General features: G+C 63.8%; 31 protein-coding genes. 7 read left to right on the top strand and 24 right to left on the bottom strand.

Features of this window, described 5'->3' with window-relative positions; all coding sequences use genetic code 11:
• Positions 1-62: 62 nt before the first annotated feature.
• From ACE3TY_RS03955 to ACE3TY_RS03935, 5 genes are read left to right on the top strand one after another with little or no spacing between them, the layout of a single operon-like run.
• The gene (locus tag ACE3TY_RS03955) at positions 63-434 is read left to right on the top strand and encodes a hypothetical protein (protein WP_374651082.1); all 372 of its coding nucleotides are present in this window, start codon (positions 63-65) and stop codon (positions 432-434) included.
• Between the two features lie 20 nt (positions 435-454).
• Positions 455-1,030: a TetR/AcrR family transcriptional regulator gene (locus tag ACE3TY_RS03950; RefSeq protein WP_374651080.1), complete on the top strand. Its 576-nt coding sequence runs from the start codon at positions 455-457 to the stop codon at positions 1,028-1,030.
• Entirely contained in the window at positions 1,027-1,881 is an 855-nt protein-coding gene (locus tag ACE3TY_RS03945; RefSeq protein ID WP_374651078.1) for a hypothetical protein, read from the top strand. Before ACE3TY_RS03950 ends, ACE3TY_RS03945 begins: the two co-directional genes overlap by 4 nt.
• Before the next feature lie 52 nt (positions 1,882-1,933).
• The gene (locus ACE3TY_RS03940; protein WP_374651076.1) at positions 1,934-2,437 is read left to right on the top strand and encodes a hypothetical protein; all 504 of its coding nucleotides are present in this window, start codon (positions 1,934-1,936) and stop codon (positions 2,435-2,437) included.
• Entirely contained in the window at positions 2,438-3,010 is a 573-nt protein-coding gene (locus tag ACE3TY_RS03935) for a DUF2867 domain-containing protein (protein ID WP_374651074.1), read from the top strand. It abuts the gene before it with no gap.
• 191 nt (positions 3,011-3,201) lie between these two features.
• Here the strand turns inward: ACE3TY_RS03935 and ACE3TY_RS03930 are convergent.
• A protein-coding gene (locus ACE3TY_RS03930; RefSeq protein WP_374651072.1) for an IS3 family transposase occupies positions 3,202-4,388 on the bottom strand; the annotation gives its coding sequence in 2 pieces (ribosomal slippage) (positions 3,202-4,139 and positions 4,139-4,388; 1,188 coding nt in all).
• Between the two features lie 123 nt (positions 4,389-4,511).
• On the opposite strand from ACE3TY_RS03930, the gene ACE3TY_RS03925 reads away from it, so the two are divergent.
• Positions 4,512-5,441 carry a LysR family transcriptional regulator gene (locus tag ACE3TY_RS03925; protein WP_374651070.1) on the top strand — a complete coding sequence of 310 codons (930 nt, stop codon included), beginning with the start codon at positions 4,512-4,514 and terminating at the stop codon, positions 5,439-5,441.
• Here ACE3TY_RS03925 and ACE3TY_RS03920 read toward each other — a convergent pair.
• From ACE3TY_RS03920 to trbB, 11 genes are read right to left on the bottom strand one after another with little or no spacing between them, the layout of a single operon-like run.
• Positions 5,435-5,662, bottom strand: coding sequence for a DUF2274 domain-containing protein (locus tag ACE3TY_RS03920; RefSeq protein WP_292117372.1), 228 nt, complete (start codon positions 5,660-5,662; stop codon positions 5,435-5,437). The genes ACE3TY_RS03925 and ACE3TY_RS03920 overlap by 7 nt on opposite strands.
• Before the next feature lies 1 nt (position 5,663).
• Positions 5,664-6,887, bottom strand: coding sequence for a TrbI/VirB10 family protein (locus ACE3TY_RS03915; protein WP_295145736.1), 1,224 nt, complete (start codon positions 6,885-6,887; stop codon positions 5,664-5,666).
• Complete coding sequence (gene trbG, locus ACE3TY_RS03910; protein WP_295145737.1) at positions 6,884-7,909, bottom strand: P-type conjugative transfer protein TrbG; 1,026 nt, start codon at positions 7,907-7,909, stop codon at positions 6,884-6,886. Before trbG ends, ACE3TY_RS03915 begins: the two co-directional genes overlap by 4 nt.
• Positions 7,906-8,595 (bottom strand): conjugal transfer protein TrbF, encoded by a 690-nt coding sequence (gene trbF, locus ACE3TY_RS03905; RefSeq protein ID WP_374651067.1) that lies wholly within the window; start codon positions 8,593-8,595, stop codon positions 7,906-7,908. The genes trbG and trbF overlap by 4 nt, the downstream gene beginning before the upstream one ends.
• Before the next feature lie 2 nt (positions 8,596-8,597).
• Complete coding sequence (trbL, locus tag ACE3TY_RS03900; protein ID WP_295145741.1) at positions 8,598-9,947, bottom strand: P-type conjugative transfer protein TrbL; 1,350 nt, start codon at positions 9,945-9,947, stop codon at positions 8,598-8,600.
• A gap of 1 nt (position 9,948) precedes the next feature.
• Complete coding sequence (trbK-alt, locus tag ACE3TY_RS03895; RefSeq protein ID WP_295145743.1) at positions 9,949-10,338, bottom strand: putative entry exclusion protein TrbK-alt; 390 nt, start codon at positions 10,336-10,338, stop codon at positions 9,949-9,951.
• Positions 10,339-10,353: 15 nt separating this feature from the next.
• On the bottom strand, positions 10,354-11,112 hold the full coding sequence (trbJ, locus tag ACE3TY_RS03890; protein ID WP_295145745.1) for a P-type conjugative transfer protein TrbJ: 759 nt from the start codon (positions 11,110-11,112) through the stop codon (positions 10,354-10,356).
• Entirely contained in the window at positions 11,109-13,547 is a 2,439-nt protein-coding gene (gene trbE, locus ACE3TY_RS03885; RefSeq protein WP_295145746.1) for a conjugal transfer protein TrbE, read from the bottom strand. The genes trbJ and trbE overlap by 4 nt, the downstream gene beginning before the upstream one ends.
• Positions 13,548-13,561: 14 nt before the next feature.
• Positions 13,562-13,837, bottom strand: a complete 276-nt coding sequence (locus ACE3TY_RS03880) for a VirB3 family type IV secretion system protein (protein WP_295145748.1) — start codon at positions 13,835-13,837, stop codon at positions 13,562-13,564.
• Positions 13,837-14,169, bottom strand: coding sequence for a TrbC/VirB2 family protein (locus ACE3TY_RS03875; protein WP_374651063.1), 333 nt, complete (start codon positions 14,167-14,169; stop codon positions 13,837-13,839). The genes ACE3TY_RS03880 and ACE3TY_RS03875 overlap by 1 nt, the downstream gene beginning before the upstream one ends.
• Entirely contained in the window at positions 14,166-15,152 is a 987-nt protein-coding gene (gene trbB, locus ACE3TY_RS03870) for a P-type conjugative transfer ATPase TrbB (protein WP_295145750.1), read from the bottom strand. The genes ACE3TY_RS03875 and trbB overlap by 4 nt, the downstream gene beginning before the upstream one ends.
• Positions 15,153-15,353: 201 nt before the next feature.
• Here trbB and ACE3TY_RS03865 point away from each other — a divergent pair, with 201 nt between their 5' ends.
• The gene (locus ACE3TY_RS03865) at positions 15,354-16,631 is read left to right on the top strand and encodes a DUF6035 family protein (RefSeq protein WP_295145752.1); all 1,278 of its coding nucleotides are present in this window, start codon (positions 15,354-15,356) and stop codon (positions 16,629-16,631) included.
• On the opposite strand, the gene ACE3TY_RS03860 is transcribed toward ACE3TY_RS03865, so the two are convergent.
• The 12 genes from ACE3TY_RS03860 to ACE3TY_RS03805 form a co-directional block, all read right to left on the bottom strand.
• Entirely contained in the window at positions 16,613-17,047 is a 435-nt protein-coding gene (locus ACE3TY_RS03860; RefSeq protein ID WP_292117339.1) for a ribbon-helix-helix protein, CopG family, read from the bottom strand. The two genes, ACE3TY_RS03865 and ACE3TY_RS03860, sit on opposite strands and share 19 nt — an antisense overlap.
• 7 nt (positions 17,048-17,054) lie before the next feature.
• Positions 17,055-19,043: a conjugal transfer protein TraG gene (locus ACE3TY_RS03855; RefSeq protein ID WP_295145754.1), complete on the bottom strand. Its 1,989-nt coding sequence runs from the start codon at positions 19,041-19,043 to the stop codon at positions 17,055-17,057.
• 24 nt (positions 19,044-19,067) lie between these two features.
• A complete protein-coding gene (locus ACE3TY_RS03850; protein ID WP_374651060.1) occupies positions 19,068-20,807 on the bottom strand; it encodes a relaxase/mobilization nuclease domain-containing protein in 1,740 nt (579 codons plus the stop codon).
• A gap of 244 nt (positions 20,808-21,051) precedes the next feature.
• The gene (locus tag ACE3TY_RS03845) at positions 21,052-21,768 is read right to left on the bottom strand and encodes a lytic transglycosylase domain-containing protein (RefSeq protein WP_374651058.1); all 717 of its coding nucleotides are present in this window, start codon (positions 21,766-21,768) and stop codon (positions 21,052-21,054) included.
• A gap of 4 nt (positions 21,769-21,772) precedes the next feature.
• Entirely contained in the window at positions 21,773-22,108 is a 336-nt protein-coding gene (locus tag ACE3TY_RS03840) for a DUF736 domain-containing protein (RefSeq protein ID WP_374651056.1), read from the bottom strand.
• Between the two features lie 44 nt (positions 22,109-22,152).
• Positions 22,153-22,698 carry a S26 family signal peptidase gene (locus tag ACE3TY_RS03835; RefSeq protein ID WP_374651054.1) on the bottom strand — a complete coding sequence of 182 codons (546 nt, stop codon included), beginning with the start codon at positions 22,696-22,698 and terminating at the stop codon, positions 22,153-22,155.
• Positions 22,695-23,216 (bottom strand): DUF2840 domain-containing protein, encoded by a 522-nt coding sequence (locus tag ACE3TY_RS03830; protein ID WP_374651052.1) that lies wholly within the window; start codon positions 23,214-23,216, stop codon positions 22,695-22,697. Before ACE3TY_RS03830 ends, ACE3TY_RS03835 begins: the two co-directional genes overlap by 4 nt.
• A complete protein-coding gene (locus ACE3TY_RS03825) occupies positions 23,213-23,464 on the bottom strand; it encodes a hypothetical protein (RefSeq protein ID WP_374651050.1) in 252 nt (83 codons plus the stop codon). Before ACE3TY_RS03825 ends, ACE3TY_RS03830 begins: the two co-directional genes overlap by 4 nt.
• Positions 23,461-24,114, bottom strand: a complete 654-nt coding sequence (gene parA / locus ACE3TY_RS03820; protein WP_374651048.1) for a ParA family partition ATPase — start codon at positions 24,112-24,114, stop codon at positions 23,461-23,463. The genes ACE3TY_RS03825 and parA overlap by 4 nt, the downstream gene beginning before the upstream one ends.
• The gene (locus ACE3TY_RS03815) at positions 24,111-25,292 is read right to left on the bottom strand and encodes a replication initiator protein A (protein ID WP_374651046.1); all 1,182 of its coding nucleotides are present in this window, start codon (positions 25,290-25,292) and stop codon (positions 24,111-24,113) included. The genes parA and ACE3TY_RS03815 overlap by 4 nt, the downstream gene beginning before the upstream one ends.
• Positions 25,293-25,307: 15 nt before the next feature.
• Positions 25,308-25,589, bottom strand: coding sequence for a helix-turn-helix transcriptional regulator (locus ACE3TY_RS03810; RefSeq protein WP_374651044.1), 282 nt, complete (start codon positions 25,587-25,589; stop codon positions 25,308-25,310).
• A gap of 141 nt (positions 25,590-25,730) precedes the next feature.
• Positions 25,731-26,111, bottom strand: coding sequence for a DUF2285 domain-containing protein (locus tag ACE3TY_RS03805; RefSeq protein WP_374651042.1), 381 nt, complete (start codon positions 26,109-26,111; stop codon positions 25,731-25,733).
• Between the last annotated feature and the right edge of the window lie 18 nt (positions 26,112-26,129).

The raw sequence follows: 26,129 nt of genomic DNA, 5'->3' as shown, positions 1-26,129 counted from the left end.
ACGCTTGTCCAAATTAATACGATACGGTATGGTTTGTTAATTTGTTTTAGGAGGCGTTGGTCGTGAACGCATGGTTCCTTTCTGCTGCGGGTGCCGCAGCGCTTATTTGTGCAATCCACGTTGTCGCTGGAGGTCGTGAAGCAGTACGGCCACTTCTGGCTTCGACGGAGATTAATCGAAGCGCAAAGTACACCCACTATTACTGCTGGCATCTCGTCACCATTACCATAGCGGCGCTGGCAGCCGCTTTCGCTTATGCCTCGCGTTCTGGCGCAAGTTCGGATCTGGCGGTTCTGGCGACCAGCATGTCGTTCCTGTTCGCGCTTCTCAACGTCATTCAGATCGCGATCTTTCGCCTGCCGATGAAGGAATTCGGCCAATGGATCCTGTTTCTCGGTCTGGGGCTTCTCGGCATTGCGGGCCTTCTGACATGAGCAAGGCAGGCAGACTACGAATGTCTGTGTTGGACTGGCTCGATTTCGGCCTTGAAACCTTGGCAGAGGGCGGCCCTGATTCCCTGACAATCGACGGGCTTTGTCTGCGCGCCGGAAAGACGAAGGGCTCTTTCTATGCGCATTTCCAAAGTCACGACGAGTTCATCATCGCCTTAGCCGTGCATTGGCGCAAACGTTACACCGAAAACGTGATCGAACGCGTTGAAGCCGAAGCCGAGCCTCAGCAACGAATGGAGCACCTTAATCGCATCGTCATCCATCTCGATCCCAGGATCGGCCATGGCATGCGACGACTTGCCGAGAAGAACCAGGAAGTCGAGCAGATGGTTGCCGAGATCGACCAAATCCGAATTTCCTATCTTGCCGACCTGCATTTTGCCAGCGGCAACTTCACCCCCGAAGACGCCAGAGATCTGGCCATCATCGAAAACGCCGCCTTCATTGGCCTCACCGCGACCGGATACGGCAAAAACGCAGCGGAAATGGAGCGTCTCTACAGCACTTTCATGCGGTTGCTGGCGCCGAGATCAACGCAAGAAACAACTCCACCTGATCTGGGCAGGGAATTACAATGAACGGCAAGAGCATCCTCTTTCGAGATCATCCGCTGGATGGCGAAGTAACCATTTCAGGCGAGGCGCTTTCAACCCCCTACCACGTCATGGATGGAACAATGCTTCTGGTAGGCGGGACCGTTGAAGCGAAGGTCGCATCCGAGCTCCTGGCCCCAGCCGACCTTGTGCCGGTTGTCGATTCGCAGGGGCGCGCGCTCGCGGCGATCTGGATCTGCGATTTCTCCAAAGCCAATCTTGGACCGCATCACGAGCTCCAGATCTCGCTCTTTGCCGCACCACGTCCAATCGAGCCAGTTCCCGCCAGCCCCTACGCCGTTCTTCGCACGCTCGTCACCGCCTCGCCCGCACGTATGGTGTGCCATGGATTGTGGAACAGCACAGAGCGTGTCGTGCGCTATAACCGCGAGCATCTGTGCTTGGACGCGAAGATATCTCACAGCGATATTGCGATAGGCAAGAAGCGGATCAACTTCCAGTTTCCGTCAGAGGATGGTCACCTGATCGCAGATGGCGAGTTGAGCATTGGCCAGCGCCAGTCAATACGCACCTTCTGGCAGATTATGCGGCATATCGGTTTCAGCAACATGTTCGCCTCCATGCGCAAGCCCTATCTGACGGTTCCCGTCATCGGAACCGGCGGCCCCTCGTCGGGTCCGGTTGTCATCTGCCAAACCCACTCCTTCAGCGAGAAGCAATCCATACGGCGCTTCGGCGCGGAGGATCGTCTTACCATCCGCCATCCTGTCTACCAGCGCCTCGGCTTCCAACCGGAGTTCGTACAACATCTTCAGCGTATCGGCTTTGTCTTTGGCCGACCGGCGCCATGGAGCGATCGAAATGATCCCAAATGAGCATCAAAGGCCCGGCTCCTCGACGACATCCGGACCTGCCCGATTGAGGAGGATGTCACCGGTCGCCGCTTGCGAACTACCGACCACTGCATTGCTGGCCGCCTATCAAAGAGAGGGCGTCTACACGGACTGCTTCGCCGTAACAGTTGCCGGACATGTTGATTTTACGAATTATGTCGAAGCCTTTTACACGACGCCGCTTTTCAAGATCGAGCGCTGGCTTCTCGGTCTGTTTGGCTATGCCACAAGCGACCAGGATGCACGCCGACTGGCGCTCGGAGAGGTGTCCCGCTTTTCCGTCTGGCAGGTGGAGGCGCGCCAGCCAGATCAGATCATGTTGAACGACAAGTCGGGCAACACGAGATCCTGGTTTATGATCGAAACCAAGCGCGGGGAAACCACGCTCTATTTCGGCTCCGCCGTCGTGCCGGCGGAGGGACGCAGCAGGATCGGCATTGGCTACCGGGCTCTGACTGGGTTTCATTGTTTGTACTCTCGGGCATTGCTAGACGCTGCGGCAAATCGACTGCCTTCTGCCCGTGCAGGAGATGACTGAATGGATCGACCGAGCCTTACCGAAGCACCTTCGGCATCAGGATGGACGAGTGTCGATTTCCCTTCGCACTCTGAGATCCATGCGGATTTCGTCAGCCGTGCCAGTCTCGTAGAGTCTTACAGGTTCGAGCTGCCGGTGGCCGACATGACTGTCACCGATATCTTTCTCGGCATCTTCGGTAGGAAGCCAGGGTGGATGAAAGCCGCCATCGTTCTGAGAAACATCGTGGTTAAGCCATTCGGTATTGAAACACCGCTTGTCGCCGACGTTCTTTCGAACGCACGCCGAACAACGTACAGGGTCGGCGAGACCATCTGGGCTTGGCCCATCTTCACGTTAACAGGTGACGAGCTCGTCGCAGGGCGCGACAACAAGCACTTGGATTTTCGGGTTTCCGTGCTGAAGAGCGTTGAGAACGGCGGGCAATTCGCAACCGTCTCTACTGTCTGCGTCACCCACAATCGCGCGGGCGAAATCTACCTCAAAACCATTCTCCCGATCCATAAACATGGCATTCGCTTTCTCATTTCCCGCGCACTCTCGGGCTATGTTCACCCGACAATCCCTAGATGAGAACGATCATGCCATCTACCTGCTCTAAAACGGTAAAATTACTACGTTGGGAGATCCGGCGATGATCGCATTTGTGGGAATAGGCGTCCTAATTGTCGCCGCGTCCTTCCTGGTAAGTCACCTGCTGCATCGACGGTTTCCGCATCTGATGACAGCCGCTCTGCTGATCATCGTGCTGTGAGCCCAGTCTCTCATCCAGCTGATGCCAGAGTCCTTGGGTGATTTTGACGCTGCTGCGCCGGGTGAGCAACGGTCGATCGGCGGAGCTGGTCGAGATTGCGAAGTCGATCGTCCGTTGCGGTGAAGGTCGATGCGAATGCTCTCGGCGTCAGGTAGCCGAGCGCCGAATGCGGGCGGTGATCGTTGTAGTCGATGACCCAACGAGCGAGCGCCGACCGAGCATGGTCGAGGTCGCGGAACAGCGTCTCGTTGAGGAGTTCGTCCCGCATCCGCCCGTTGAAGGCCTCGCAGAAGCCGTTCTGCATCGGACGACCCGGGGCGATGTAGTGCCATTCGACGCTGGTCTGTTTCGCCCACAGCAGGATGGCGTTCGAGGTGAACTCCGTCCCGTTGTCGCTGACGATCAGCTTCGGCTTGCCGAACCTGGCGATGAGCGCTGTCAATTCCCGGGCGACACGCTTGCCCGAGATCGACGTGTCGGGGATCGCGGCGAGGCACTGCTTCGTTACGTCGTCGATGACGTTGAGCACCCGGAACCGCTGCCCGGACGCCATCTGGTCATGAACGAAGTCGAGGGACCAACGGGCGTTGGGGCGCGCTTCAACGATCATCGGCGCACGGGTTCCAATCGCCCGCTTGCGGCAACAGCGCCGCCGAACCGACAGCCCCTCTTCGCGATAGAGCCGTTGGGTTCGCTTGTGGTTCACGACGTGCCCCTCCTGTCGCAGGAGGATGTGGAGGCGCCGATAACCGAACCGTCGCCGCTCCGTCGCCAGTTCCCGCAGACGACCACGCAGCAGCGCGTCGTCGTTCCGCCGGGAGCGGTAACGGATGGTCGACCGGTCGGCACCAACGATGGAACACGCCCGCCGCTCGCTCACGTCGTGCTCGCGCAGGACATGGGCGACGGCTTCCCGAACGGCGGCGGGCGTCACCATTTTTTTGCCAGCAGGTCTTTCAGAACGGAGGCGTCGAGAATGGCGTCGGCCAACAGGCGCTTCAGCTTGGCGTTCTCCTCCTCGAGCGCCTTCAGCCGCTTCGCCTCGGAGACCTCCATGCCGCCGAACTTCGCCTTCCAGGCGTAGAACGTCGCAGTGCTGATGCCGTGCCGGCGACAGACGTCGGCCGTCTTGCCGCCCGCCTCCTGCTCACGCAGCACGCCGATGATCTGCTCTTCCGTGAACCTCGATCGCTTCATGGTCCGGTCCTCTCAAGGGGCCGGACTCTAGCGTCAGATGGACCGAAATGCGGGGGTCACAGCAAGCCGCTCGGCAAATGGAAATCACATTAATTTGCCAAATCCAGAGTGAGAAACTCCAAGATGGCGAGGCATCTGAATTTCCCAGAGCTGCGCCATCTAAGATATTTCTTGGAATCTGCAAAGAATGGAAGTTTTCGTAAGGCCAGCAATTCTATTGGCATTCAGGAGTCTACAATCAGTCGTTGCATACGCGACCTTGAAGATCAACTTGGTGTATCACTGTTTCAACGCACCAACGGAGGAGTCCGGCTCACTGTTGCTGGAGAGAGGTTTAGGGGGAAAGCGCAAGCCATTCTTAAACAGGTTGACGACGGCCTAAGCGATGTATCCCTAACTGGATGTGGTGTAGAGGGCCTTTTACGTATCGGGTTGGTGGCTCCAATTGCCAGCAGATTTCTGAAGGATCTTCTTGGAGAATTCAGTAAAAACCATGAAGGCGTACAGATCGAACTTGTCGAAGGCGATCCGACAACACATATCAAAGCCATCCGAGACTTTGATCTTGACATAGCCTTCATCACTGACACATTTCCTTGTTGCGAGTGCGACTCCATGCCGCTTTGGTCAGAGCGGATCTATACGATTTTGCCTCAAGATCACCCTTTATCTAATCGAGCGGAACTGTCTTGGCCGGATCTGACAAGAGAGATCTTCTTCATAGCCGAAACTGGCCTGCGCCAAGAATTACACGGTCTCCTGACGAAGCGCTTGGCCGAAGTCGGATACAGGCCAACCGTTCTGGCTCAAAATGTTGGCTGCGATAACTTATTGACCTTAGTGGCGATTGGCCGCGGTATACTCTTGGCTACCGAGTCTATGGCCGAGAGATGTAGCCTTGGGATTGTGCAGAGGCTGATTTCGGATGAAGTGATCCCGTTTGCAGCGGTTTGGTCACCCCGTAACGACAATCCTGCTTTCCGGCGCTTCTTGAGCATTGCGAAGGCGCGTCGGAGCCGCAAGACCGAGTTAAATGCCTCGCAGGATCAGTGAGCTGGATTTGATCGCCGCGCTTTCGCGAACCCTCGATCAGTCGCCATGAAGCGTTCCAGCATCGGCACGATCAGGCGGATCGGGTCGGCTGCAGACCGCCCGGTCTCGCTGGCGAGGATGCTGGCATAGGCGGCGAGATCTCGATGCAAGTTAGCGGGCAGTTCCAGCGTTACTTTCACCGGCTTTTCGTCGGCGATCGGTCCCAATTTCAGCTTGGCCATCTCAGCCTCCGTACGGTTCGAGCACGAGATCGCGCGTGACGATGACGCGGACGGGAAAGCCCGGTCGGATCGTCAGTGTCGGCGCTATGTTGAGCTGGCGGTTGACGATCTGTTGCCCTGTCTGGCTGATGCTCTCGCCCGCGCCCTGGCGCAGAGCTCGAACGATATCGCTCTCATCACCCGATGATCCCGTCTGCGCGCCGATGCTCAGCAGCGTCGATAGAGCAGCCGCCTTGAACAGCTCGCCCCAGTGATAATCGACGCCATCCTCGAGGCCGGCATACCCTTCTGCGTCCGCGCCGGGCTGGCGCTCAAGCACGATCGAGCGGCCGTTCGGGAAGATCAGCCGGTTCCAGACAAGCAGGACGCGGCGCTGCCCGAAGCCGACGCCGTTGTCGTACTGGCCGATGATGCGCGTGCCCTGCGGAACGAGCAGAATCTTGCCGGTCGGGCTGTCGTAAATGTTCTCTGTCACCTGGGCGGTGATCTGGCCGGGAAGATCAGAGCGAATACCGGTGATGAGGGCTGCCGCAATGACGGCGCCGGCCTGCAGCACATTCACCGACGCCGGCGCGGCCACACGACCGGGCGAGACCGTGCGCTTGTCCGGCGCCTGGTTGAGGAATGCGAGCTGACGGTCCTGCGCGGTTGGCGTCGCCGGCTGCGGCGCCAGGCTGAGATTTGTGAGATCGAGGGTGGGAGCAGTGGTCGGCGTTGCTGTCGCTGCCGGCTGTGTCGAGACGCTGCGCGTTTCGGTCGAAGCGAACAGCCGGGCGGTCCGCGCTGATTCCAGCTCCTGGAGTCGCCGTTGTTCCTCGGGGCTGATCCCGGGATTGGGCGTCGCGATCGCTGGCGGCGGTACGGCATTTTGTGCATTGAGTATCGGCCGACCCAAATCGCCGGGTAGCGGCGGACCGAGCACCGGCCCGGTATAGTCGCGCGGCAAGCTGTTGAGTCCGTCCGGGGTCGCGCGGTTGTCCGTCGCGTAAAGCTCCTCGTTGCCCTTGCGCCCGCCCTGGATTTGCAGGGCGTAGATCAGCGCGCCGCCGATGCCGACGCTGGCGACTAGGCCGAGACCGGCCAGCACCTTTCGCGATAGCCGCGTCACGCGCGGCGGCTCCGGACGCAGACGCATCGGCGCTGCCGGCTCGCCGGTCAGCGGCATCGCGCCGTCCTCGCTGGACGGCTCCGGCCCTTTCTCCTTTCCGGGTTCGATCTCGCTCATGACGCCGGCCTTCCGTCGGTGCGCGAGATCCGCACACGCTTCTGATTGCGGTCGGCACCGAAGCGCAGTTCGGCGGCGGCGAACAGCCGGTCCACGATCATATAGTTGCCGCGCACGCGGTAGTTCACCAGCTCGGAGGTCGCGCCCTCAGGGCCGACAACGAAGAGCGGCGGCATTTCACCCTGGCCGATGCCACGCGGAAACTCGATGAACACCTGGTGGCCATCGTCGAAGGCGCGCAGCGGCTTCCACGGGGCGCGGTCGCCCGTCACCTCGTAGCGGAAGTTGACGCGGGAGAGATCGACGCTAGTCGACACGGGCTGCGCGGCCTCCGCCTGCGCATTCTGGCGGCGCAAGGCGATGAGCTGATCCTGTGGGTATTGCCAGGAGACCGACGCCATATAGGTCGAGGACGTGGACCGCAGCTCCATATAATAGGTGCGCAAGTTGGTGTTGATGACGAGGTTCGTCATCAGATCAGGCCGCGTCGGCTTGACCAGGATGTGAACCTGTTTCGCCGCGCCGGTGCCGCTCTCGGTGTCGCCGATGATCCAGCGCACGGTGTCGCCGGCGGCGACGGGGCCGGCGCCAACGAGCTGCTCACCGGGCTGGAGCGCGATGTCCGTGATCTGCCCGATCGCCGTGTAGACCTGATAGAGCGCCCCTTGCGTGAAGGGATAGACCTGCATCGAGTTGATGAAGCCGTTGCGCACCGGCTGCACGCGCGCCTGTGCATTGGCCTGATTGACGCGAGCGGCGGGATCGGCGGCTTCGGCCGGCTGGCGCGCTCCGTCCACCGGCTTCATCTGGCCGGGAAGCGGCAAGGGCCTCGGCAGCTCGACGATGCGTACCGGCGACGGCGGGTCGACCGTCTGCATGGCGGGCGCGGCGTTATCATAGCTGATCTCGGGCGGCGGCGTGTTGGTCGCGCAGCCGGCGAGAGTCGAGGTGCAGGCCAGCAGAAGCGCAAGCGAGGATTTGCTGAGAGCCGGCTTTCCGGCTGTGCGGAAGGCAGGCGTCATTGTCCAAGCTCCTTCGACCAGTTGATGGCGTTGACGTAGATTCCGAGCGGATTGGCTCGAAGCTTTTCGGCGTCGCGCGGCGTTTGCACGACAATGGTGAGGATGGCGGACCAGCGCTCGGTCGCGGCGAGCGATCCGTCCTGATAGCGGCGCTCGATCCAGGCCACGCGGAATGAGTCAGGGGAGGCCCTGATGACGCTCGACACCTCAATGGCGACCTGTTGCTTGCCGACCTTGGTGAAGGGGTCGTTGGCGCGGGCATAGTCATTGAGGGCGAGCGCGCCGCCCTGTGTGGTGAACTCGTAGGCGCGCAGCCAATTCTGCCGCACGATGATCGCGTCGGCCGGGATCGAGCGAACCTGCTCGATGAAGCGGGCAAGATGGAACGCGATCTGCGGATCGGACGGCCGATAGTCGGCGACGGCGGGGGCGATCGCCTGCGCCTGGCCGAGCTTGTCGACCTGCACAACCCAGGGAACGATGGTGCCGCTGGCCGACTGCCAGACGAGGCCGCCCGACAGGCCGGCCGAAAGGGCCAGGCAGCCGAAGGCCATATAACGCCAGTTGCGAGCCTGCACGCGGGCGGAACCGATCCGGTCGTCCCAGACCTGTGCGGCGCGTTGATAGGGCGTTTCGGGTTGTGGTGCTTTCCCGTAGTGGGTCGATGGTCGTTTGAAGAAGTTCATAGTCAGTCGCTTTCGGAGAGGTTGACGGAAGAGCCGCCGCCATGGCTGTCGCCGGATTTGACGGCATGGGCGGCTGCCTGGACGCCGTGGGCGAGTTGCTGCGAGCGTTTCATGCGCTTGGCCCAGGCAGGCGGACCGTCGCGGGTGGCAGCCGCGGTTGCAGCGGGCGCGGCTTCCGTCGCGCCGCCGTCACTGGATGCGCCGCCGGAGATCTCGGTCGCGGCACGGGAGCCGGCGTCGAAGCTGGACCTGAGGCTGTCGGACGCACGGGACACGGCGCGCTTCAGCGGCGAGGCAGCGGCCTTCGCGCCGGTGCTCGCCACATTGCCGAGGCCGGATGCAATGCCCGACGCGCCCGACTGACCGGCTGCGCCGAGGCTGTAGGCGGTGGAAGCGCCACCAGCGACGGCAGCGCCGCCGCGCGCAGCGGCGGCCGCGCCACTGGCGAGGGCCGCGCCGCCAGAGGCGACGGTGCCGACTGACGCAGCGCCTGCCGCGACCATGCCGCCGGCTGCGACGCCAACACCAACCGCGGCGCCAGCGCCGAGCTGCGGCCCGCCCGAGACGAGGCCGTTGGCGATGCCGGGTCCGAAGATGCCGAGACCGAGAAGCGAGAGCGCGGCGAGCACGATCGCCATAGCGTCGTCGATCGTCGGGGTCTGGCCGCCGAAGCCTTGTGTGAACTGCGAGAACAAGGTGGAGCCGATGCCGATGATGACGGCGAGCACCAGCACCTTGATGCCGGAGGAGATGACGTTGCCCAGCACGCGCTCGGCCATGAAGGCAGATTTGCCGAAGAGGCCGAACGGGATCAGCACGAAGCCGGCGAGCGTCGTCAGCTTGAACTCGATCAAGGTGACGAAGAGCTGGACCGCGAGGATGAAGAAGGCGAGCAGGATCAGCGCCCAGGCGAACAGCAGGCAGGCGATCTGGATAAAGTTCTCGAAGAAGGCGACCCAGCCCATCAGGTTCGAGATGGATTCGAGCAGCGGCCGACCGGCATCGAGGCCGGTCTGCGCGACCTTGCCGGGACGCAGGAGATCGGTGACGGAGAAGCCGGTCCCCGAAGCTTTCAGGCCGAGACCGGCGAAGCTCTCGAAGACGATGCGGGCGAGATTGTTCCAGTTGGAGATCAGATAGGCGAAGACGCCGACGAACAGCGTCTTCTTCACGAGGCGGGCGACGATGTCGTCATCGGCGCCCCAGCTCCAGAACAGGGCGGCCAGCGTCACATCGATGACGATGAGCGTCGTGGCGATGAAGGCGACTTCCCCGCCGAGCAGGCCAAAGCCTGAATCGATGTAGCGGGTGAAGACGCCCAGGAAGTTGTCGATGACGCCGGTGCCGCCCATGTCAGTTCGTCCCCGGACGCGCGGGCTCCGGCTGCATGACCGGCGCGCTTTCCTTGATTGCCGAGCCCGGCGTCGGCGCTGGCGCGATCGTCGCGGTCGGGGTCGGTGCATCCGGCGAGGCTGTCTGCGGCGCTTGCCGGTTCTGGCCCAGGAAGCGGTCGCGATTGGCGGCCCAGAGCTTGAGGCAGGCCGGATCGCGGATCGCGGCCTCGCCCATATCCCGGCATCCGCGAAGCTGACGCTGGAGGGCCTCGACATCAACGCCCGGTCGGAGGGCCAGCGAGCGGATCTCCGGCTCCTCCTCTTTCCGGGTCAGCTCGATGACGGTGGCGGTGATGGCGACGCCGACGAAGACGACGGCGCCGAGCCGGGCGAACATTTTGCCGTCCATGGCGATCGCCCCCGCTCAGTTCCGGTTGTTGAACATCTGGGTGTTGCCGGGCTGGTAGCCCGTGCCCGGTGTAAGGAAGCGGCGACGCTGTTCGCGGCCCTGTTCGGCAGCGGCCGCGCGCTCGGCTTCGGTCAGCATCTGCGCGCGCCCATTCGCCGCGACGACGGCGGTGAGATCGGCGAGCTGCTGGGCCTGAAGCGCGAGGAGCTGGTTGCCGGCTTGCGTCGCCTGAAGCGCGCCCGTCGCGCCCTGGCTCTGGCCGACGAGCGCCGACATCTGCGCGCGGTTGGTATCGATGTTGCCCACAACACCGGCCTGCACGCGCATTGCGTCCTGCAAGCCGCCGACGGTGTTCTGCCAGCGCGAGCGCGCATCGGAGACGAGCTGCTGGTCGCTCGCCGACATCGAGACGTTCCCGTATTTCTGCTGGAACATCTGGTCGATCTTCTGGACGTCGTAGGCGATGTGCTGCGCCTGGCTGAGGAGCGCTTGAGTCTTCTGGACCGACTGCTGTAACTGCTGGAGCGCGGAGAACGGCAGGCTGGTCAGGTTGCGCGCCTGGTTGATCAGCATCTGCGCCTCGTTCTGAAGCGACGTGATCTGGTTGGTGATCTGCTCCAGCGCGTGGGCGGCCTGAAGGACGTTCTGCGCATAGTTGGTCGGGTCGTAGACGATGATGGCGTGCGCGGGCGTCACCATCATGGGCGCGAGCGCGATCGGGGCGGTCAGCAACGCGGCAGCAAAGCGCGCTGCGCGGGAATGGCGCAGTTTCATGTCAATTCTCCTTGGGTGTTGAGGGTGGGAACGAGATCCGCCGCCCAGCCGACGTCGCGGTGGTGCAGCCAGGCGATGAGGAAGCCGTCGCGGCCGTGCTCGGCGACGATGCGGGCGATGGCCGTCTGATCCGTCTTGGCGGACGCGGCGCAGAGCGCGAGCGCAACATCGGACAGGCCGAGTTCGAAGAGGCGATTGCCGCGCCGTGACTGGCAGTAGTAGTCGCGCTTCGGCATTGCCCGCGCGATGATCTCGATCTGGCGATCGTTGAGACCGAAACGCCGGTAGGTCGCGGTTATTTGCGGCTCTATCGCCCGCTCGTTCGGGAGCAGCAGACGGGTCTGGCAGCTTTCGATGATCGCGGGAGCGATCGCCGAGCCGTCAATGTCCGACAGTGATTGCGTGGCGAAGATGACGCTGGCGTTCTTTTTCCTGAGCGTCTTCAGCCACTCTCTGAGCTGGCCGGCGAATCCCTCGTCGTCGAGCGCAAGCCAGCCCTCGTCGATGATGATCAGCGTCGGCGAGCCATCGAGCCGATCATCGATGCGATGGAAGAGATACGCGAGGACGGCCGGCGCCGCACCGGTGCCGATCAGCCCCTCGGTCTCGAACGCCTGGACCGATGCCGTGCCGAGATATTCGTGCTCGGCATCGAGCAGACGGCCATAGGGACCGCCAACGCAATACGGCCGGAGCGCCTGCTTCAGATCGTTCGACTGGAGCAGCACGGCGAGGCCCGTCAGGGTCCGCTCTTCGACCGGCGCGCTGGCGAGAGAGGTCAGCGCCGTCCAGAGATGTTCCTTCACTTCCGGCGTGATGGTCACGCCTTCGCGAACGAGGATCGCTACCAGCCAGTCAGCGGCCCAGGCACGCTCCGGCACATCATGGATGCGCGAGAGCGGCTGAAGGCTGACGCTGTCGGAAGCGCCATCGCTGAGATCGCCGCCGAGATCGTGCCAGTCGCCGCCCATCGCGAGCGCGGCCGCACGGATGGAGCCCCCGAAGTCGAAGGCCACGACCTGCGAGCGGACATAACGGCGGAACTGGAGCGCCATCAGCGCGAGCAGCACGGATTTGCCCGCGCCAGTCGGGCCGACGATCAGCGTGTGGCCGACATCGCCGACGTGGATGGAAAGCCGGAACGGGGTCGAGCCTTCGGTCTTGCCGAAGAGCAGTGGGGGCGCTGCAAAGTGCTCGTCCCGTTCCGGTCCCGCCCATACCGCCGAAAGCGGGATCATGTGGGCGAGATTGAGCGTGGAGATCGGCGGTTGCCGAACATTGGCGTAGACATGGCCGGGCAGCGAGCCGAGCCAGGCATCGACCGCGTTGACGGTCTCCACCATGGCGGTGAAGTCGCGGCCCTGGATGACCTTCTCGACCAGTCGCAGCTTCTCGTCGGCCGCGCGTGGATCGGCGTCCCAGACCGTCACCGTCGCGGTGACATAGGCCATGCCGGCATAGTCGGCGCCGAGTTCTTGCAACGCTATATCGGCGTCGGCCGCCTTGTTGGCGGCGTCGGTGTCGACGAGGACGGACGCCTCGTTGGTCATCACCTCCTTGAGGATCGCCGCGATCGACTTGCGCTTGGCGAACCATTGCCGCCGGATCTTGGTCAGAAGCTTGGTCGCATCGGTCTTGTCGAGCAGGATCGCGCGGGTCGACCAGCGATAGGGAAAGGCGAGCCGGTTCAGCTCGTCGAGCAGGCCGGGTGTGGTCGCGGTCGGAAACCCGGTGATCGTGAGGACGCGGACATGCTGGTCACCAAGCCGGGGCTCAAGACCACCGGCGAGCGGCTGATCGGCGAGCAGTGCGTCGAGATAGATCGGCGTCTCGGGGACGCGGACGCGGTGGCGCTTGGTCGAAACGCAGCCGTGCAGATAGGTCAGGGTCTCGGCGTCATCGAGCCAGCGGCATTCCGGCATGAAGGCCTCGACCAGGCGCAGGATGCGGTCGGTGCGATCGGCAAAGCCGGTCAGGGCCTCACGCGGGTCGATGCCCGACGTCTCGCGGCCCTCGTAGAGCCAGGTTTCGGCACGCGCCGCGTCCTCGGCCGGCGGCAACCAGGCGAAGGTCAGGAAGTAGCTCGACTCGAAATGCGCGCCGGCTTCCTCGAAATCCGCCTTACGCTCGGCGTCGACCAGGGCCGAGGCCGCATCGGGAAATCTGCTGTCGGGATAGCGATTGGAGGGGTGGCGCTGCGCCTCGACGAAGATCGCCCAGCCGGAGCCAAGACGACGAAAGGCGTTGTTTAGCCGCCCGGCGACGGCGACCAGCTCAGCGGGGACCGCCGAGTCCAGATCGGGGCCGCGGAATTGGGCGGTGCGCTGGAAGCTGCCGTCCTTGTTCAGGACGACGCCAGAACCGACGAGCGCCACCCAGGGCAGGAAATCGGCGAGCCGGCTGTTGCGGTTGCGGTATTCGGCGAGGCTCATCATGGCGATGCCCTCCCTCAAACCGCGAGATGCGCGGGGATGCGCAGATGCCGGCGCACGACATCGACGAAGAGCGGGTCGCGCTTGGCGGCCCAGACGGCAGCGACGTGCCCGATCGCCCAGATCGCGATACCGACGAGCCAGAGGCGCAGGCCGAGCCCGACAGCGCCCGCGAGCGTGCCGTTCATGATGGCGATGGCGCGCGGGGCGCCGCCGAGCAGGATCGGCTCGGTCAGTGCGCGGTGGACCGTGACCGTGAAGCCCGGAACGTCCTGATCGACGACGCCCACCATCAGACCAGCGCTCCGCCGCCGAAGCTGAAGAAGCTGAGGAAGAACGAGCTGGCCGCGAACGCGATCGACAGGCCGAACACGATCTGGATGAGCCGGCGGAAGCCGCCAGACGTGTCGCCGAAGGCGAGCGTCAAGCCCGTGACGATGATGATGATGACCGCGATGATCTTCGCGACCGGACCTTCGATCGACTGGAGGATCTGCTGGAGCGGCTGTTCCCACGGCATGGACGAGCCGGAGGCGTGGGCGGCGGGCGCCATCGCGACGCTCATGACGATGGTCGATGCCGTCATCATCAGACGGCGAGGCAAGCTGCGGGCATGCGAGATCATGTGGATTTTCCTTCTTGGAGCTTCGGGGTGATGGGGCTGACGCGGTAGTCGCCGTCGGGACCGAGCCCTTCGACGCGGGCGAGTTCGGCGAGCCGGCGCTGCGAGCCGCGGCCGGACAAGACCGCGACGAGATCGATCGTCTCGGCGATCAGGGCGCGCGGGACGGTGACGACCGCTTCCTGAATGAGCTGTTCGAGCCGGCGCAGCGCGCCGATGGCGCTGCCGGCGTGGATCGTCCCGACCCCGCCGGGATGGCCGGTGCCCCAGGCCTTGAGCAGATCAAGCGCCTCCGCGCCGCGAACCTCGCCGACCGGAATGCGGTCGGGGCGAAGGCGCAGCGACGAGCGCACGAGGTCGGAGAGCGAGGCGACGCCATCCTTCGTGCGCAAGGCGACAAGGTTCGGCGCGTCGCATTGCAGCTCGCGCGTGTCCTCAATGATGACGACGCGGTCGGCGGTCTTGGCGACCTCGGCGAGCAGCGCGTTGGTGAGGGTCGTCTTGCCGGTCGACGTGCCGCCGGCGACGAGGATGTTGGCGCGCGAGGCGACTCCCTGCCGGAGTGCTTCCGCCTGATCGGCCGACATGATGCCGGCCGCGACATAGTCATCGAGGGTGAAAACGGCGACGGCAGGTTTGCGGATCGCGAAGGCCGGCGCGGCGACGACGGGGGGCAGAAGCCCCTCGAACCGCTCTCCCGTTTCCGGCAGCTCGGCCGAGACACGAGGCGCGCCGGCATGGACCTCGGCGCCGACATGGTGGGCGACCAGGCGGACGATGCGCTCGCCATCCGCTGCCGACAGCCGCTCGCCCGTGTCCGACAGGCCCTCGGAAAGACGGTCGATCCAGAGCCGCCCGTCAGGGTTCAGCATCACCTCGACGATGCTGGCGTCGTCGAGATAGCGTGCGATGGCGGGACCGAGCGCGGTGCGCAGCATCCGCGCACCGCGTGCAAAACCTTCTGAATTTTGGTGAGACGCCGCCATACAACCCCGATTCCAACGGGGCTGAGACAGACCTTCCCCGGACGGGGATGATTAAAAGGGCCTGATTTTAGGCCGATTCAACAAGGATTCATCGGCGTAGTAGTGTAGCGTGCAAATACAGGAGATAGCGTAGATCGCGACATTGCTATGAATTGAACGCGCCCGAGGAGACATACTGATTCGAGGCTACTGGAGAGCTGAATGACGTCACGATTGCAACGAACATTGAAGCGTGCCGTTCGCCTCCAAGACATGACCGTGATTTCGAGTGATGATCTGCTTCGGATCGGTGCAGATGGCTACCAAGAGATCAGGCGTGCCGCCACACGGGCTCGAAACGAAGGGCAGCCAGCCTTCGTCTGCGACCACTGCGGCTTCGCAGTTTATGCTCCGAGGGAGCCCAAGACACGTTTGCCATTTTGGCGACATCATAAGGGCGCGCCTCGCAGTTGTCCGTGGTGGACAGGCGAGCCCGACTCAACTGATGAAGTAAGTGCCTCGCAGTTCCAGGGTGCGCAAGAAAGTCCGTTGCATCTGCGCGTCAAACATCTGGTTGCTGAGCTGCTAGTTGCAGATCCGCGTACAGAACCAGAATCTGTCGTGATCGACGAATATGTTGTGTGCGGGGAAAGTCGACGCCGCCCTGATGTGCGTGCGGTCTACGATGGAAAGCAGATCGCCTTCGAAATTCAACTCGCAACAACCCAGATACCAATCATCGTCGCGCGCGAGGATTTCTATCAGCGCGAAGGGCGGCATCTCATTTGGTTGACTTGGAACTTTGTACCCGTTGAGCGGGCGCATTTGCTCACAGCATTTGAGGATATCTTCTACTCTCACAACAAGAATCTGTTCTCGCTTGACGATGCGGTGGTCTCAGAAAGTCGGGAAAAAGGAACTTTCCTCGTTCGCGCCTTTTGGGAGCACGGCTCTGGTTGGAACTCGAAGGTCACGGCACTTCCTGATCTTGAATGGCCTTCGTCTGGCTTGCCATATGCGGTCGCTCCACCTCCGCCTTGGCATCGCGACTTTCGGACACGATGGTTGGCAGCGACGAAACCGCAAGGGACACCGTGGCCAGCTCGAAGCACACTGCTTTCCGAACTGGCAGAGAAATTCGTCGACGACTCGATTGATGCTTCAACGCTGGAGGAGACCGACATCGGAGCACTTATCAATGCGATATTGTCGTTCGTTGAAGGCAAGCCGGTCGGATCGGCGCAAAAGAATCTGACCGAGGTGATCAACACCTTCCTGGCAAGTGAACGACGCTTCAGGTTTGCCCGCATCATGCGAAAAGTCATCGCAGTGACGGGAGCATCCGAAATTCTCGATAAACCGAGCGTCTTAGCGAAGTTCTCTCGGGCGACGGAAGATGACCAAGATGGGCCAGAAAGCCTCACCGGCAGAGTGGTTGTGCTGCTCTTTTCGGAATTGTTCGATAAACGACGACCAACTCGCTACCCTTCATCCCCTTGAGGGCTAACATCCTCGGAAATTTCCTGTCGGAGCTTCGGCCCCTTGGCGAGTCGCCGGCCAAGCGCCGTCACGAACTGGTCATAACGCTCTCCGGTCTTGGCGCGCGCGGCCTGCGCGGCTGGTTCGGGAAGCGCCGGCGTCGTGGATAGCCAGAAGCGGATGAACACCGCGAGCGTCTCAACCGAGATACCGACATCCCGCTCCAACCGCGTCATGCGACGATCGAGCTGGTCCAGACGTTTAGTGACGACGGCCTCCTGCCGTTCCGCTGAATCTGGTGACAGGAAGGACTCGATGGCCGCCTCGGCAATCAGGGACCGCGAATGATCGCGGCGCGCAGCATGTTCCGCCAGTCGTCCCATTACGGCAGGGTCGAGGTAGACTGAGAGGCGCTGCTTTCTCGGTGGTTTCGACATCTGCGGCTCACAGCTCCATGCCGTCGTTGGGATCGAGCGAAACCTGCCGCGCCACGCCCTGCATCATCCGCGTCATGCGCCGGTTGCGTGCGGCCGCGTCGTCGTCCTCATCATGCTCGACGTCGATCTCGAATTCGTTCTCGACAGGTGGCTTCTTCTCCGCCGGCTGCACCCGGTTTAGCTCGGGCTGATGCCGACGCTCCGACTCGGTCGGGTCTTCGTCGGATGCGTCGCCCGCAGAGTGGGAATCGAGCAGGTCCGGGCGCGTCGGACGCGGCAATGTCGTCCAATCGTCGGGCCGTCCTTTGGTCGGCACGACAAGCGACGGCGGAGACAGCAGGCGCTCCTTGAAGCGAGCATCCTCGTAGTAGCGCGCCTTTTTCGCACGGATCGGCGGGGTGCCGGCGACCATGACGATCTCGTCGACCGGTGGGAGCTGCATGATCTCGCCGGGCGTGAGCAGCGGCCGCGCGGTTTCCGAACGCGACACCATCAGATGTCCAAGCCAAGGCGACAGCCGGTGGCCGGCATAGTTCTTCATGGCCTTCATCTCGGTGGCGGTGCCGAGCGCGTCCGACACCCTCTTCGCCGTGCGCTCGTCGTTGGTGGCGAAGCTGACGCGCACATGACAATTGTCGAGGATCGAGTTGTTCGCGCCGTAGGCCTTTTCAATCTGGTTGAGCGACTGGGCGATGAGAAAGCTTTTCAGCCCATAGCCGGCCATGAACGCCAGCGCCGACTCGAAGAAGTCGAGGCGGCCAAGCGCCGGAAACTCATCAAGCATCAACAGAAGCCGGTGACGCCCGGCCTTCGCCTGCAGGTCCTCGGTCAAGCGACGGCCGACCTGATTGAGGATCAGGCGGATCAGCGGCTTGGTGCGGTTGATGTCGGAGGGCGGCACGACGAGGTATAGCGTCGTCGGCCGCCTATCGCCCACGATGTCGGTGATCCGCCAATCGCAACTCCGCGTCACCTCGGCGACGACGGGATCGCGATAGAGGCCAAGGAACGACATGGCGGTGGAGAGCACGCCCGAGCGCTCGTTGTCGGATTTGTTGAGCAGCTCGCGGGCGGCGCTGGCGATGACAGGGTGCGGGCCGGCCTCGCCGAGATGCGCGGTCTTCATCATCGCTGCCAGCGTCGACTCGATCGGGCGCTTCGGATCGGAGAGGAACGCCGCGACACCGGCGAGCGTCTTGTCATCCTCGGCATAGAGGACATGGAGGATCGCGCCGACGAGCAGCGCATGGCTGGTTTTTTCCCAGTGGTTCCGCTTCTCAAGCGAACCTTCGGGATCGACCAGGATGTCGGCGATGTTCTGGACGTCGCGGACCTCCCACTCGCCACGACGCACCTCGAGCAGCGGATTGTACGCTGCGGATTTGGTGTTGGTCGGATCGAAAAGCAGGACGCGGCCGTGTTTGGCGCGGAAGCCGGCGGTGAGCTGCCAGTTCTCGCCCTTGATGTCGTGGACGATTGCCGAGCCCGGCCAGGTCAGGAGCGAGGGCACGACCAGGCCGACACCCTTACCGGATCGGGTCGGCGCGAAGCACAGGACATGCTCCGGCCCGTCATGGCGCAGATAGGCGTGATCGTAGCGCCCCAGCACAACGCCATCAGGTCCGAGAAGGCCGGCCGCCTCCACCTCCTTCTTCTCGGCCCAGCGCGCCGAGCCATAAGTCTCGACCTTCTTGGCCTCGCGTGCGCGCCAAACCGACATGCCGATGGCGACGGCAATCGAGATAAAGCCGCCGGATGCGGCGATGAAGGCGCCCCCGACGAAGATCGACGGCGCATAGGCGTCGTAGAAATACCACCACCAGTAAAAGGCGGTCGGATAGTAGAAGGGCCAGCTCAGCACCGAGAACCAGGCCGGGCCGAGCTGCGCCTGAAACCCGAGCTTCCAGGCGACATATTCGGTGGCGCCCCAGGTGGTGGCGAGCACGATTAGGAAGACCGTGAGGATCTGGCCCCAGAGGATTTTCGTTGCGGACATAACGGCGATCCTTTCGCAGAGAAGTTAGAGGCCGAGCCCCCGCTTGCGGCCGAAGCTCCAGTCGATCCCGCCGTCGTCGCGGGCGACGCCGGAGACGTGCTTGCCGAGCTGCTTTTCGAGGGAGGGCGACCAGGGCACGAGCTGGAAGCCAAGGCCGTCGTCCAACAGGGCGAAGCGGCCGGAGGCGAGCGCGATACGCTGCCTATAGGTGCCGGCGACATTCTCGCCGCCGCCCGCCCGATTGAATGGCTGGCCGGTGTCGGCGGCGAGTTTTTCGCCGACGGCGTCCAACTCGCGACGACGCAACGTGTCGATCAGCCCGCGATTGAAGGTGACGCGCTGGCCCTGCCGCTCGCCGAGGCCCTGCGCGACCAGATGATCCGCGCGCCGATCCAGCGCCTGTCGAACCTCGGCGCCGAAGCCGCCCTCGGACAGGGCGGCCGGTTCACGGGCGATGTTCTGCCGGTCGAGCCAGGTTGCGCCGGTCGCCGTGACCTGACGATCGATGTCGATATCGGAGCGGACGGCGATGGCGACGCGACGCTGCCCCTGCGCGTCGTCGAACTTGCGCAGCTCGACGATCGAGCCTGGCGCGCTGTCGCCAGCGGCATCGAGGTCGGACAGCTTGATGTGATGGGTGCGGCCGTCGACACCATCGACCACGGCGTAGGCCGTGCCCTTGAGCTCGTCATCAAGACCGCGATCGACCAGCCGGCCGATGACGGGCGCATCAAGGCTCTCGGCGGCGAGCACATAGCCCGCCGAGCCCCCCTCGATGCCGCGATCCTTCAAAGCCCGGTGCATGCGCTTGATGATGTCGCCGCGCTCTCCGAGTTCACGCAGGGTCGCCTCGGCCTTCGGGTCGATGGCCCATTGACCTGGGCCAAGCTGTTCGGCGAGGCCGAGTGTTTCCAGCTTACGGAGCCTTCCGACCTTCAGCGCGTGAAAATCGTCGGGCCGGGCGGTCGGATCGATCGCCGTGTCGACGACGCCCGTGGCATGGCCATCGCGAATTAGCTGACGGTCAAGCTGCGTGAAGCGCTCGGCACCGACTTGGCGTTCCAGGCGGTGCTGGATGTCGAGATCGGTGCGCGGTCCCAACTCTTGCGTGATGAGGTCGCGCGCCCGATCGCGCATCCCTTCCTTGATGTAGTCGCGCGAGATGACGAGATCCTGCCCGTCGTCACGAACCCCGCGGACGATCAGATGGACATGGGGATGCTCGGTGTTCCAGTGGTCGACCGCGACCCAATCGAGGCGGGTGTCGAGATCCTTTTCCATCTGCGTGACGAGATCACGGGCGAAGGACCGGAGATCGGCCATGTCGACGGCATCGTCGGGCGAGACGATGAATCGGAAATGGTGGCGATCGTCCTGACACCGCTCCGCGAAGGCCTTCGGATCGGCGTCGTCACCGCCCGGTCCGAAGAGATGGGCTTTCTCTCCATCACGGGTCACGCCCTCGCGGCGCAGATAGTTGAGGTGGGTGGCAAGAGGCGCGGCGCGAGCCGAGTGACGCACGACGCGCGCCTTGATGACGGCGCCACGCGAGCGGGCCGTGAGCAGCCGGTTCGCCTGGATGCTTGCACGTTGTCCGCGCCCGAAGCGCGAGCGGTTTCCCGATGTGATCCGGCCAGAGCGCGAGACGCCGGCTCCGGCCTTCTTCGCCGCGACGAGAGCCTGCGCGATGAAGGGACGGGCCTGCTGCGCACGAGATGAACGGATGCGGCCAGGTCGGATGCGGAAATCGCTGTCGCCGGTCATGGCCGATGCCCCGCACATCGCGCGAAGCGCAGGAAATCGCAGGAAAATCGGCGTAGCCGCGAGGTGCGGAGAAATCCCGCACCTCGCGAAATCGCCTCATAACCTATTGAAAAACCACAACCGACCGACGCCGCACCTCGCGGCCTTTTATCCTGCCCTCCTTCGGTCGTGTTGCCCGTGCTCCCCCTCTGCGCCCTCCAGACCACGCCAGCGCCCGCTATCGTGCGATCAGTAACCCGCGCGCTCATGGCTGCCGTCCCGTGTCGGCACGCGCGACGAACAGGCCGCTCGACTGCGGCACGATGGCGGACACATCGCGCACGATCGGCGTCGATGCCGCATCACCCGGCGAACGCCCGACGGACGCAGGATCGACAGCGGGACGGCGATCGGGTTGCGCGATGAACAGCGGCGCGCGGGTCCAGGAAAGCGGGTCGACTGCCACGACGACGGTGGCGGTAGGGTCGCCCACGCCGTCGAGATTGGGGGCGACGGTGGCGACATAGGCGCGTGTCTCGGCGGGAAGCGGACGGCCCGACAGCGACGCCTCATAACGACCGGGACCGGCATTATAGGCGGCGATCCAGCCGGGCGACCCGTAACGGTCGAGCAGTTCGCGGATATAGGCCGCACCGGCGATGATGTTGTCGTGCGGATCGTAAGGATCGTTGCCGAGACGATGCCGGACGCGCAGATCGCCCCAAGTTTCCGGCATGATCTGCATCAGCCCGATCGCACCCTTGGGCGAGAGCGCTTGGCGGTCGCCGCCGCTCTCGGCGCGCAGCACCGCCCTGATCCATGCGACCGGAAGCGCGAAGCGCTGCGCCGCCTCGGCAATGATGTCGGCATAGGGATCGCGTGGCGAAGGCCGGGCGACCGGTGCCGTCTGTGCATAGGCGGCGACGGGCAGGACACCGACGAGGGACAGGCCGGAAAGGAAAAGGAGGACGGTGCTGCGCATGGCGTCAGTCCCTCCCGTCGCGACGGGGCTGGCGGCTCCAGTGCAGCGACCAGGCATTGCCGGTGTCGTCGTCGCGGAACAGGTTGGCGCGGATCGGTGCGAGGAAGACGGGGTCGTCGAGTACGAGCGCGAGGTATTCGCCAGCCCGTTCGCCGGTGCGCTTCCAACCGGCCCCGACCTCCGGCCCATCCTCGTCGCCGAGGTGAATACGGTAATCCGGCTCGTTCTCGGCATCCGACGGCTCTGCCCGAACGATGACAAACTCTGTGTCAAACGAGAGCGTGCGGATGCGGCCGGAGAAGCCGGATGGCGCGCGCGTGAAGATGCCGATCTGCGGCATGGAAACCTCCGTGAATGTGCAATGGAACGCGAAAGGATGGGCGGTCAGCGTGTGGGCGCGTGCCAGACGAAACGTCCGTCGCCCGCCTCGTCGGTGTAAATCGGCGTCGCCTTGCCGATGACGGTGCGTGCCGGGATCGGGCCGAAATAGCGACCATCCAGGCTGTCCGGCACGTCCGGGTTCATCAGGAAGATGTCGCCGTCAGCGATGCGGCGGCAGCCCTGCCAGACAGGCAGTTCGTGCCCACGCCGGTCGCGGTCGAGCGCGTCGCCGACCGGCACCGCATCGATGGTGATCGTGTTCTGAGTCCGACAGACCTCTTGCCCGGCGAGTGCCGCGACATGCTTCATCAGCGGTACGCCGCGCCCGATATAGCCGCGCTCGACCAAGAAGTCGGCGAGCGACTTGTCCGGCATGACGGCAACGAGATCGCCGACAGTCAGATGGCGCGGCGGACCGAGGTCGTAGAGACCGATCGGCACGCTGGCCGAGGCGTTCCAGACGAAGCGCAGTGGCGTCGGAACGAAGGAGGCGATGGCAACGCCCATCACAGAAAAATACGTCACCATGACGTAGCCGAAGCGGGTCATCGTTCGATCTCCCGCCGCTTGAGCCACGCTTGATGGCGCTCCCGCGTGTAGGCACGCGGTTCGTGTCCGGCGGTCATCCGGTGATGGACGTGCCGCCAATGATCTGGCGCGACTTCGCACGCATCGATGCCGACAGCCTCCACCGCGTCGATATGGCGGAGCACCTGTTCGACCTTCGGCCAGCCTTCGATCTTCAGGAGAATGTCGCCGCCGGGGCGCACGAAGGGCAGCGTCTGGTAGCTTTCGCCCGGCTCGACAGCGCACACGATGTCGATGCGCGAAATCACCGTGCCGAAGTCATTGGCGGCCCAGCGGACGAAGGCGAAGATGCTGCCGGGCCGATAGGAGAAGACACGGCGACGGCGATCGAGGATCTGTTCGTGAACCTCACGGCCGAACCTGATCCAGTTTTCGATCCGCTTTTCGATATGCGTCAGCTCGACATGGGTGAGGCTGTCGGATGAACGTGCGAACGGCACGGGGCCGCCGCGCACGCGGGGAGCCGCGTTGCCGGTCATGATCGGTCTCCTGGGGTGGTTGGGAATTCGCGCGCGAGCAGCTCGCGCAGCATGTCTGCAACGGTGATACCGCGCTGGAACGCGGCGATCTTGATCCGGCCGCGCAAGTCCGGCGTCACGTCGATGGTCAGTCGCGCGGTGAAACCGGCGGCATTATCGTCACGCGACGCGCTATCCGCCGCCTTTATCCAGTGCTCGGGATCGGCGGGACGAGATGCGAACCCGCGACGGGACGGACGTTCACTCATGGTGCCGCCCTCCCGATGCCGAGAGCGTCGATCCCCGCTGCCAGCGCCGCGATCTCGCGCGCGGCGGGCGTGTCGTGGTCCAACTCGGACACCAAGCGGCCCGATTGCGCGGCCACCGCGAAGGCGACACGCTGGCCGATTGTGGCGGAAAGCACCGGCGGATCATGGTCGGCCAGCGTCTCGGTCGTTTCTCGTGCCAGCACGGTGCGTGCGCCGCAGCGGTTGAGGACGAAGCGGGCGACAAGCTCCGGCCTGTAGATACGCGCCTCCGTCAGGAGCGCCAGCATCTCGGCCGAGGCCCAGCCATCGAGCGGTGACGGCTGCACCGGGATCAGCACCAGGTCGGCAGCGAGCAGTGCCGATCGCATCAGCGCGGCGACACGCGGTGGGCCGTCGATGACGATGTGATCAACGTCACGCGCCAGCTCGGGCGCTTCCCGGTGCAACGTGTCTCGCGCGAGACCCACGACACCGAACAACCGTGGCAGACCCTCACGGCCACGCTGCTGCGACCAGTCCAGCGCCGAGCCTTGCGGATCGGCGTCGATCAGCGTCACGCGCTTGCCCTGCCTCGCCCATTCACCTGCGAGGTTCAGCGCCAGCGTCGTCTTGCCGACACCACCTTTTTGATTGAGCAGCGCGACGATCATGGCTCACCCGCCTGATCGTCCTGAGAAAGGCGGGAAGTCTTGCCAGAACCGGCAGCCGTAAAGCCGTCTTTACGGAAAGACGTACCGGGCTTATGGTCGCGTTGTGAGCCGATGCCGCCTGTTTTCGCGGTAGAACTCAGGCTCTTCGCAGCGCCTCGGATGAGGTTTTCCACCTCGCGCGCGCGCTCTTCAAGGTTAGATTCTATGTTAGAGTCTAAGTTAAGGGCGCGCTTTTCTTCGACAGGCGAAGGGGTTACACCCGGTTTCGGTTCCCGATGGCACGGGAGGCCGGTTCCCGATAGCACGCCGATCCGGGTTCCGGATGGCACGACGGTTTCCACAGCTTGTCCACAGGCCGCGGATGGCTCGAAGGCGAGCAGCATCCGGCCGCCGACCTCGATCTCGGCAAACAACGTGTAGCCAGGCAATGGCTGGCGGCGGATGATGTCGCGCAGCTCGAAGGCAAAGCGCTTGAACGGCGACAGGCTGCCGGATTTCTGATGCAGGTGCCGGAAATCGAAACGCCAACCGCGACGCTGACGACCACCATGCTTGCGCACGATCCGATACAGCCAGCGCTCCAACCCGCCGGTGAGATCGAAATAGGCCCGGTCGATGGTCAGCACGAGCGCGTCATCGAGCACCGCTTGGTAGAACCAGTCGGGAAGGATCATATCGATGCCGTCAGGTCGCCCCTGACGGTCGATGCGCTCCTTCCACTCATTGATCCATGAGAAGCGGTGACGACGGCCTTCGGCAGGCTGGCGGATCGTGGTTGCGACCGTGGTGGACTGGAGCCGGTCGAGTGCAGCCTTCAGGCGCTGATAGTCGCGCATCGACGTGCCGCGTCCGATGAAGCGGAGGATCTCGTAAGGCGTGGCGACCAGAAGGCGTGAGGTGCGAAGCCCGGCGTCGCGCGCCTCGACGATCTGACTGGCGGCCCAGATCAGGATGTCAGCGTCCCAGATGGTCGCCATGCCGTGATCGGGCACGGCCTCGACCCGGATCGACACCGTGCCGGCGCAAAAATCGATCGGCGCGACGCGATGGGATTTGGAGAGGGAGAAAAACGGATAGGCCATGAGATCCTGCGCGTCTCGTGGCGCGAAGTCGCCGGGGAGCGCCCGGAACAGATCGAGCTGTCCGCGCTCCGAGGGGGGACGATGCCGCGCCATCATCAGGGAACCGGGCGATCAGCGTGCGTAGCGGCCGGGCTGCGGCATGGCCGGCAGCGCCTGACGCTTGGCCGGCAGCACGGACCCACGCGGATCGGAGGTGGACGTGACGGCACCGCGCGCCGCCCAGGCTTCGAGATCGTCGACCGAATAGACGACGCGACCACCGAGCTTGCGGTAGTTCGGCCCGGTCCCGTAGGTGCGGTGCTTCTCCAGCGTGCGGGCGGAGAGGCTCAGGAATTCGGCGGCTTCCTTGGTACGCAGGAAGCGCGGCGGCAAAACGGCGAGATCGGGTCGCATGGATCGGGCCTCCGTGGCGGTTGCGATGGCCGCTGCGGATCAGCGGCGGGCAACGACCACCCTGGCGAAGGGGAGGCTTCAGGTGGGATGGGGAACTTGCGGGTGGCTAAAATCCCCACCCCATGCGGTTGATCGAAACCGCTAGGATCGGCGACGATGACGAAGCAGTTTCAGATAGCCGCCCGCGATCAGGTCGAAGCCGCCCTGGACCAGCTCGATCACCGTGTCGCGCAAGGAGGAAGTCTTCCACGGCTCGGCGGACACACGCACCTCGCCGAAGATCGCAATGCCGATCTCGCGATAGCTCGCGCCGTTCATGCGCCCGTCGGCGGCGCGTATCTTGAGGCGCAGACGGCGGCGCTGGTCGAGGGTCAGGCGTGTGTCGCGCGGGACGATGCGGCCGTTCCAGGCCCGCCAGAGCCGCGTGACGGCCTCGATCCGGCTAAGCGTTTCCTCGTCGAGAGGGATCAGTGCGGCAAGCGGCGCGTCGGGATCGGCACCATCCAGCAGCACGAACGGCATCTGAGCGAGATCGTCGAT

It is taken from the genome of Dongia sp., from assembly GCF_041918875.1.
In the GTDB taxonomy this organism is placed as follows: Bacteria; Pseudomonadota; Alphaproteobacteria; order Dongiales; family Dongiaceae; genus Dongia.
Note: the sequence above shows the minus strand (reverse complement) of the source record. Positions and strands in the feature narration are given on the sequence as shown.

Excerpts from the sequence above, each read along its gene's own strand:
- ACE3TY_RS03950 (WP_374651080.1), top strand. The coding sequence starts at position 455 with ATGTCTGTGTTGGACTGGCTCGATTTCGGCCTTGAAACCTTGGCAGAG.
- ACE3TY_RS03945 (WP_374651078.1), top strand. The coding sequence starts at position 1,027 with ATGAACGGCAAGAGCATCCTCTTTCGAGATCATCCGCTGGATGGCGAA.
- ACE3TY_RS03940 (WP_374651076.1), top strand. The coding sequence starts at position 1,934 with ATGTCACCGGTCGCCGCTTGCGAACTACCGACCACTGCATTGCTGGCC.
- ACE3TY_RS03935 (WP_374651074.1), top strand. The coding sequence starts at position 2,438 with ATGGATCGACCGAGCCTTACCGAAGCACCTTCGGCATCAGGATGGACG.
- ACE3TY_RS03925 (WP_374651070.1), top strand. The coding sequence starts at position 4,512 with ATGGCGAGGCATCTGAATTTCCCAGAGCTGCGCCATCTAAGATATTTC.
- ACE3TY_RS03920 (WP_292117372.1), bottom strand. The coding sequence starts at position 5,662 with ATGGCCAAGCTGAAATTGGGACCGATCGCCGACGAAAAGCCGGTGAAA.
- ACE3TY_RS03915 (WP_295145736.1), bottom strand. The coding sequence starts at position 6,887 with ATGAGCGAGATCGAACCCGGAAAGGAGAAAGGGCCGGAGCCGTCCAGC.
- trbG (WP_295145737.1), bottom strand. The coding sequence starts at position 7,909 with ATGACGCCTGCCTTCCGCACAGCCGGAAAGCCGGCTCTCAGCAAATCC.
- trbF (WP_374651067.1), bottom strand. The coding sequence starts at position 8,595 with ATGAACTTCTTCAAACGACCATCGACCCACTACGGGAAAGCACCACAA.
- trbL (WP_295145741.1), bottom strand. The coding sequence starts at position 9,947 with ATGGGCGGCACCGGCGTCATCGACAACTTCCTGGGCGTCTTCACCCGC.
- trbK-alt (WP_295145743.1), bottom strand. The coding sequence starts at position 10,338 with ATGGACGGCAAAATGTTCGCCCGGCTCGGCGCCGTCGTCTTCGTCGGC.
- trbJ (WP_295145745.1), bottom strand. The coding sequence starts at position 11,112 with ATGAAACTGCGCCATTCCCGCGCAGCGCGCTTTGCTGCCGCGTTGCTG.
- trbE (WP_295145746.1), bottom strand. The coding sequence starts at position 13,547 with ATGATGAGCCTCGCCGAATACCGCAACCGCAACAGCCGGCTCGCCGAT.
- ACE3TY_RS03880 (WP_295145748.1), bottom strand. The coding sequence starts at position 13,837 with ATGGTGGGCGTCGTCGATCAGGACGTTCCGGGCTTCACGGTCACGGTC.
- ACE3TY_RS03875 (WP_374651063.1), bottom strand. The coding sequence starts at position 14,169 with ATGATCTCGCATGCCCGCAGCTTGCCTCGCCGTCTGATGATGACGGCA.
- trbB (WP_295145750.1), bottom strand. The coding sequence starts at position 15,152 with ATGGCGGCGTCTCACCAAAATTCAGAAGGTTTTGCACGCGGTGCGCGG.
- ACE3TY_RS03865 (WP_295145752.1), top strand. The coding sequence starts at position 15,354 with ATGACGTCACGATTGCAACGAACATTGAAGCGTGCCGTTCGCCTCCAA.
- ACE3TY_RS03860 (WP_292117339.1), bottom strand. The coding sequence starts at position 17,047 with ATGTCGAAACCACCGAGAAAGCAGCGCCTCTCAGTCTACCTCGACCCT.
- ACE3TY_RS03855 (WP_295145754.1), bottom strand. The coding sequence starts at position 19,043 with ATGTCCGCAACGAAAATCCTCTGGGGCCAGATCCTCACGGTCTTCCTA.
- ACE3TY_RS03850 (WP_374651060.1), bottom strand. The coding sequence starts at position 20,807 with ATGACCGGCGACAGCGATTTCCGCATCCGACCTGGCCGCATCCGTTCA.
- ACE3TY_RS03845 (WP_374651058.1), bottom strand. The coding sequence starts at position 21,768 with ATGCGCAGCACCGTCCTCCTTTTCCTTTCCGGCCTGTCCCTCGTCGGT.
- ACE3TY_RS03840 (WP_374651056.1), bottom strand. The coding sequence starts at position 22,108 with ATGCCGCAGATCGGCATCTTCACGCGCGCGCCATCCGGCTTCTCCGGC.
- ACE3TY_RS03835 (WP_374651054.1), bottom strand. The coding sequence starts at position 22,698 with ATGACCCGCTTCGGCTACGTCATGGTGACGTATTTTTCTGTGATGGGC.
- ACE3TY_RS03830 (WP_374651052.1), bottom strand. The coding sequence starts at position 23,216 with ATGACCGGCAACGCGGCTCCCCGCGTGCGCGGCGGCCCCGTGCCGTTC.
- ACE3TY_RS03825 (WP_374651050.1), bottom strand. The coding sequence starts at position 23,464 with ATGAGTGAACGTCCGTCCCGTCGCGGGTTCGCATCTCGTCCCGCCGAT.
- parA (WP_374651048.1), bottom strand. The coding sequence starts at position 24,114 with ATGATCGTCGCGCTGCTCAATCAAAAAGGTGGTGTCGGCAAGACGACG.
- ACE3TY_RS03815 (WP_374651046.1), bottom strand. The coding sequence starts at position 25,292 with ATGATGGCGCGGCATCGTCCCCCCTCGGAGCGCGGACAGCTCGATCTG.
- ACE3TY_RS03810 (WP_374651044.1), bottom strand. The coding sequence starts at position 25,589 with ATGCGACCCGATCTCGCCGTTTTGCCGCCGCGCTTCCTGCGTACCAAG.
- ACE3TY_RS03805 (WP_374651042.1), bottom strand. The coding sequence starts at position 26,111 with ATGCCGTTCGTGCTGCTGGATGGTGCCGATCCCGACGCGCCGCTTGCC.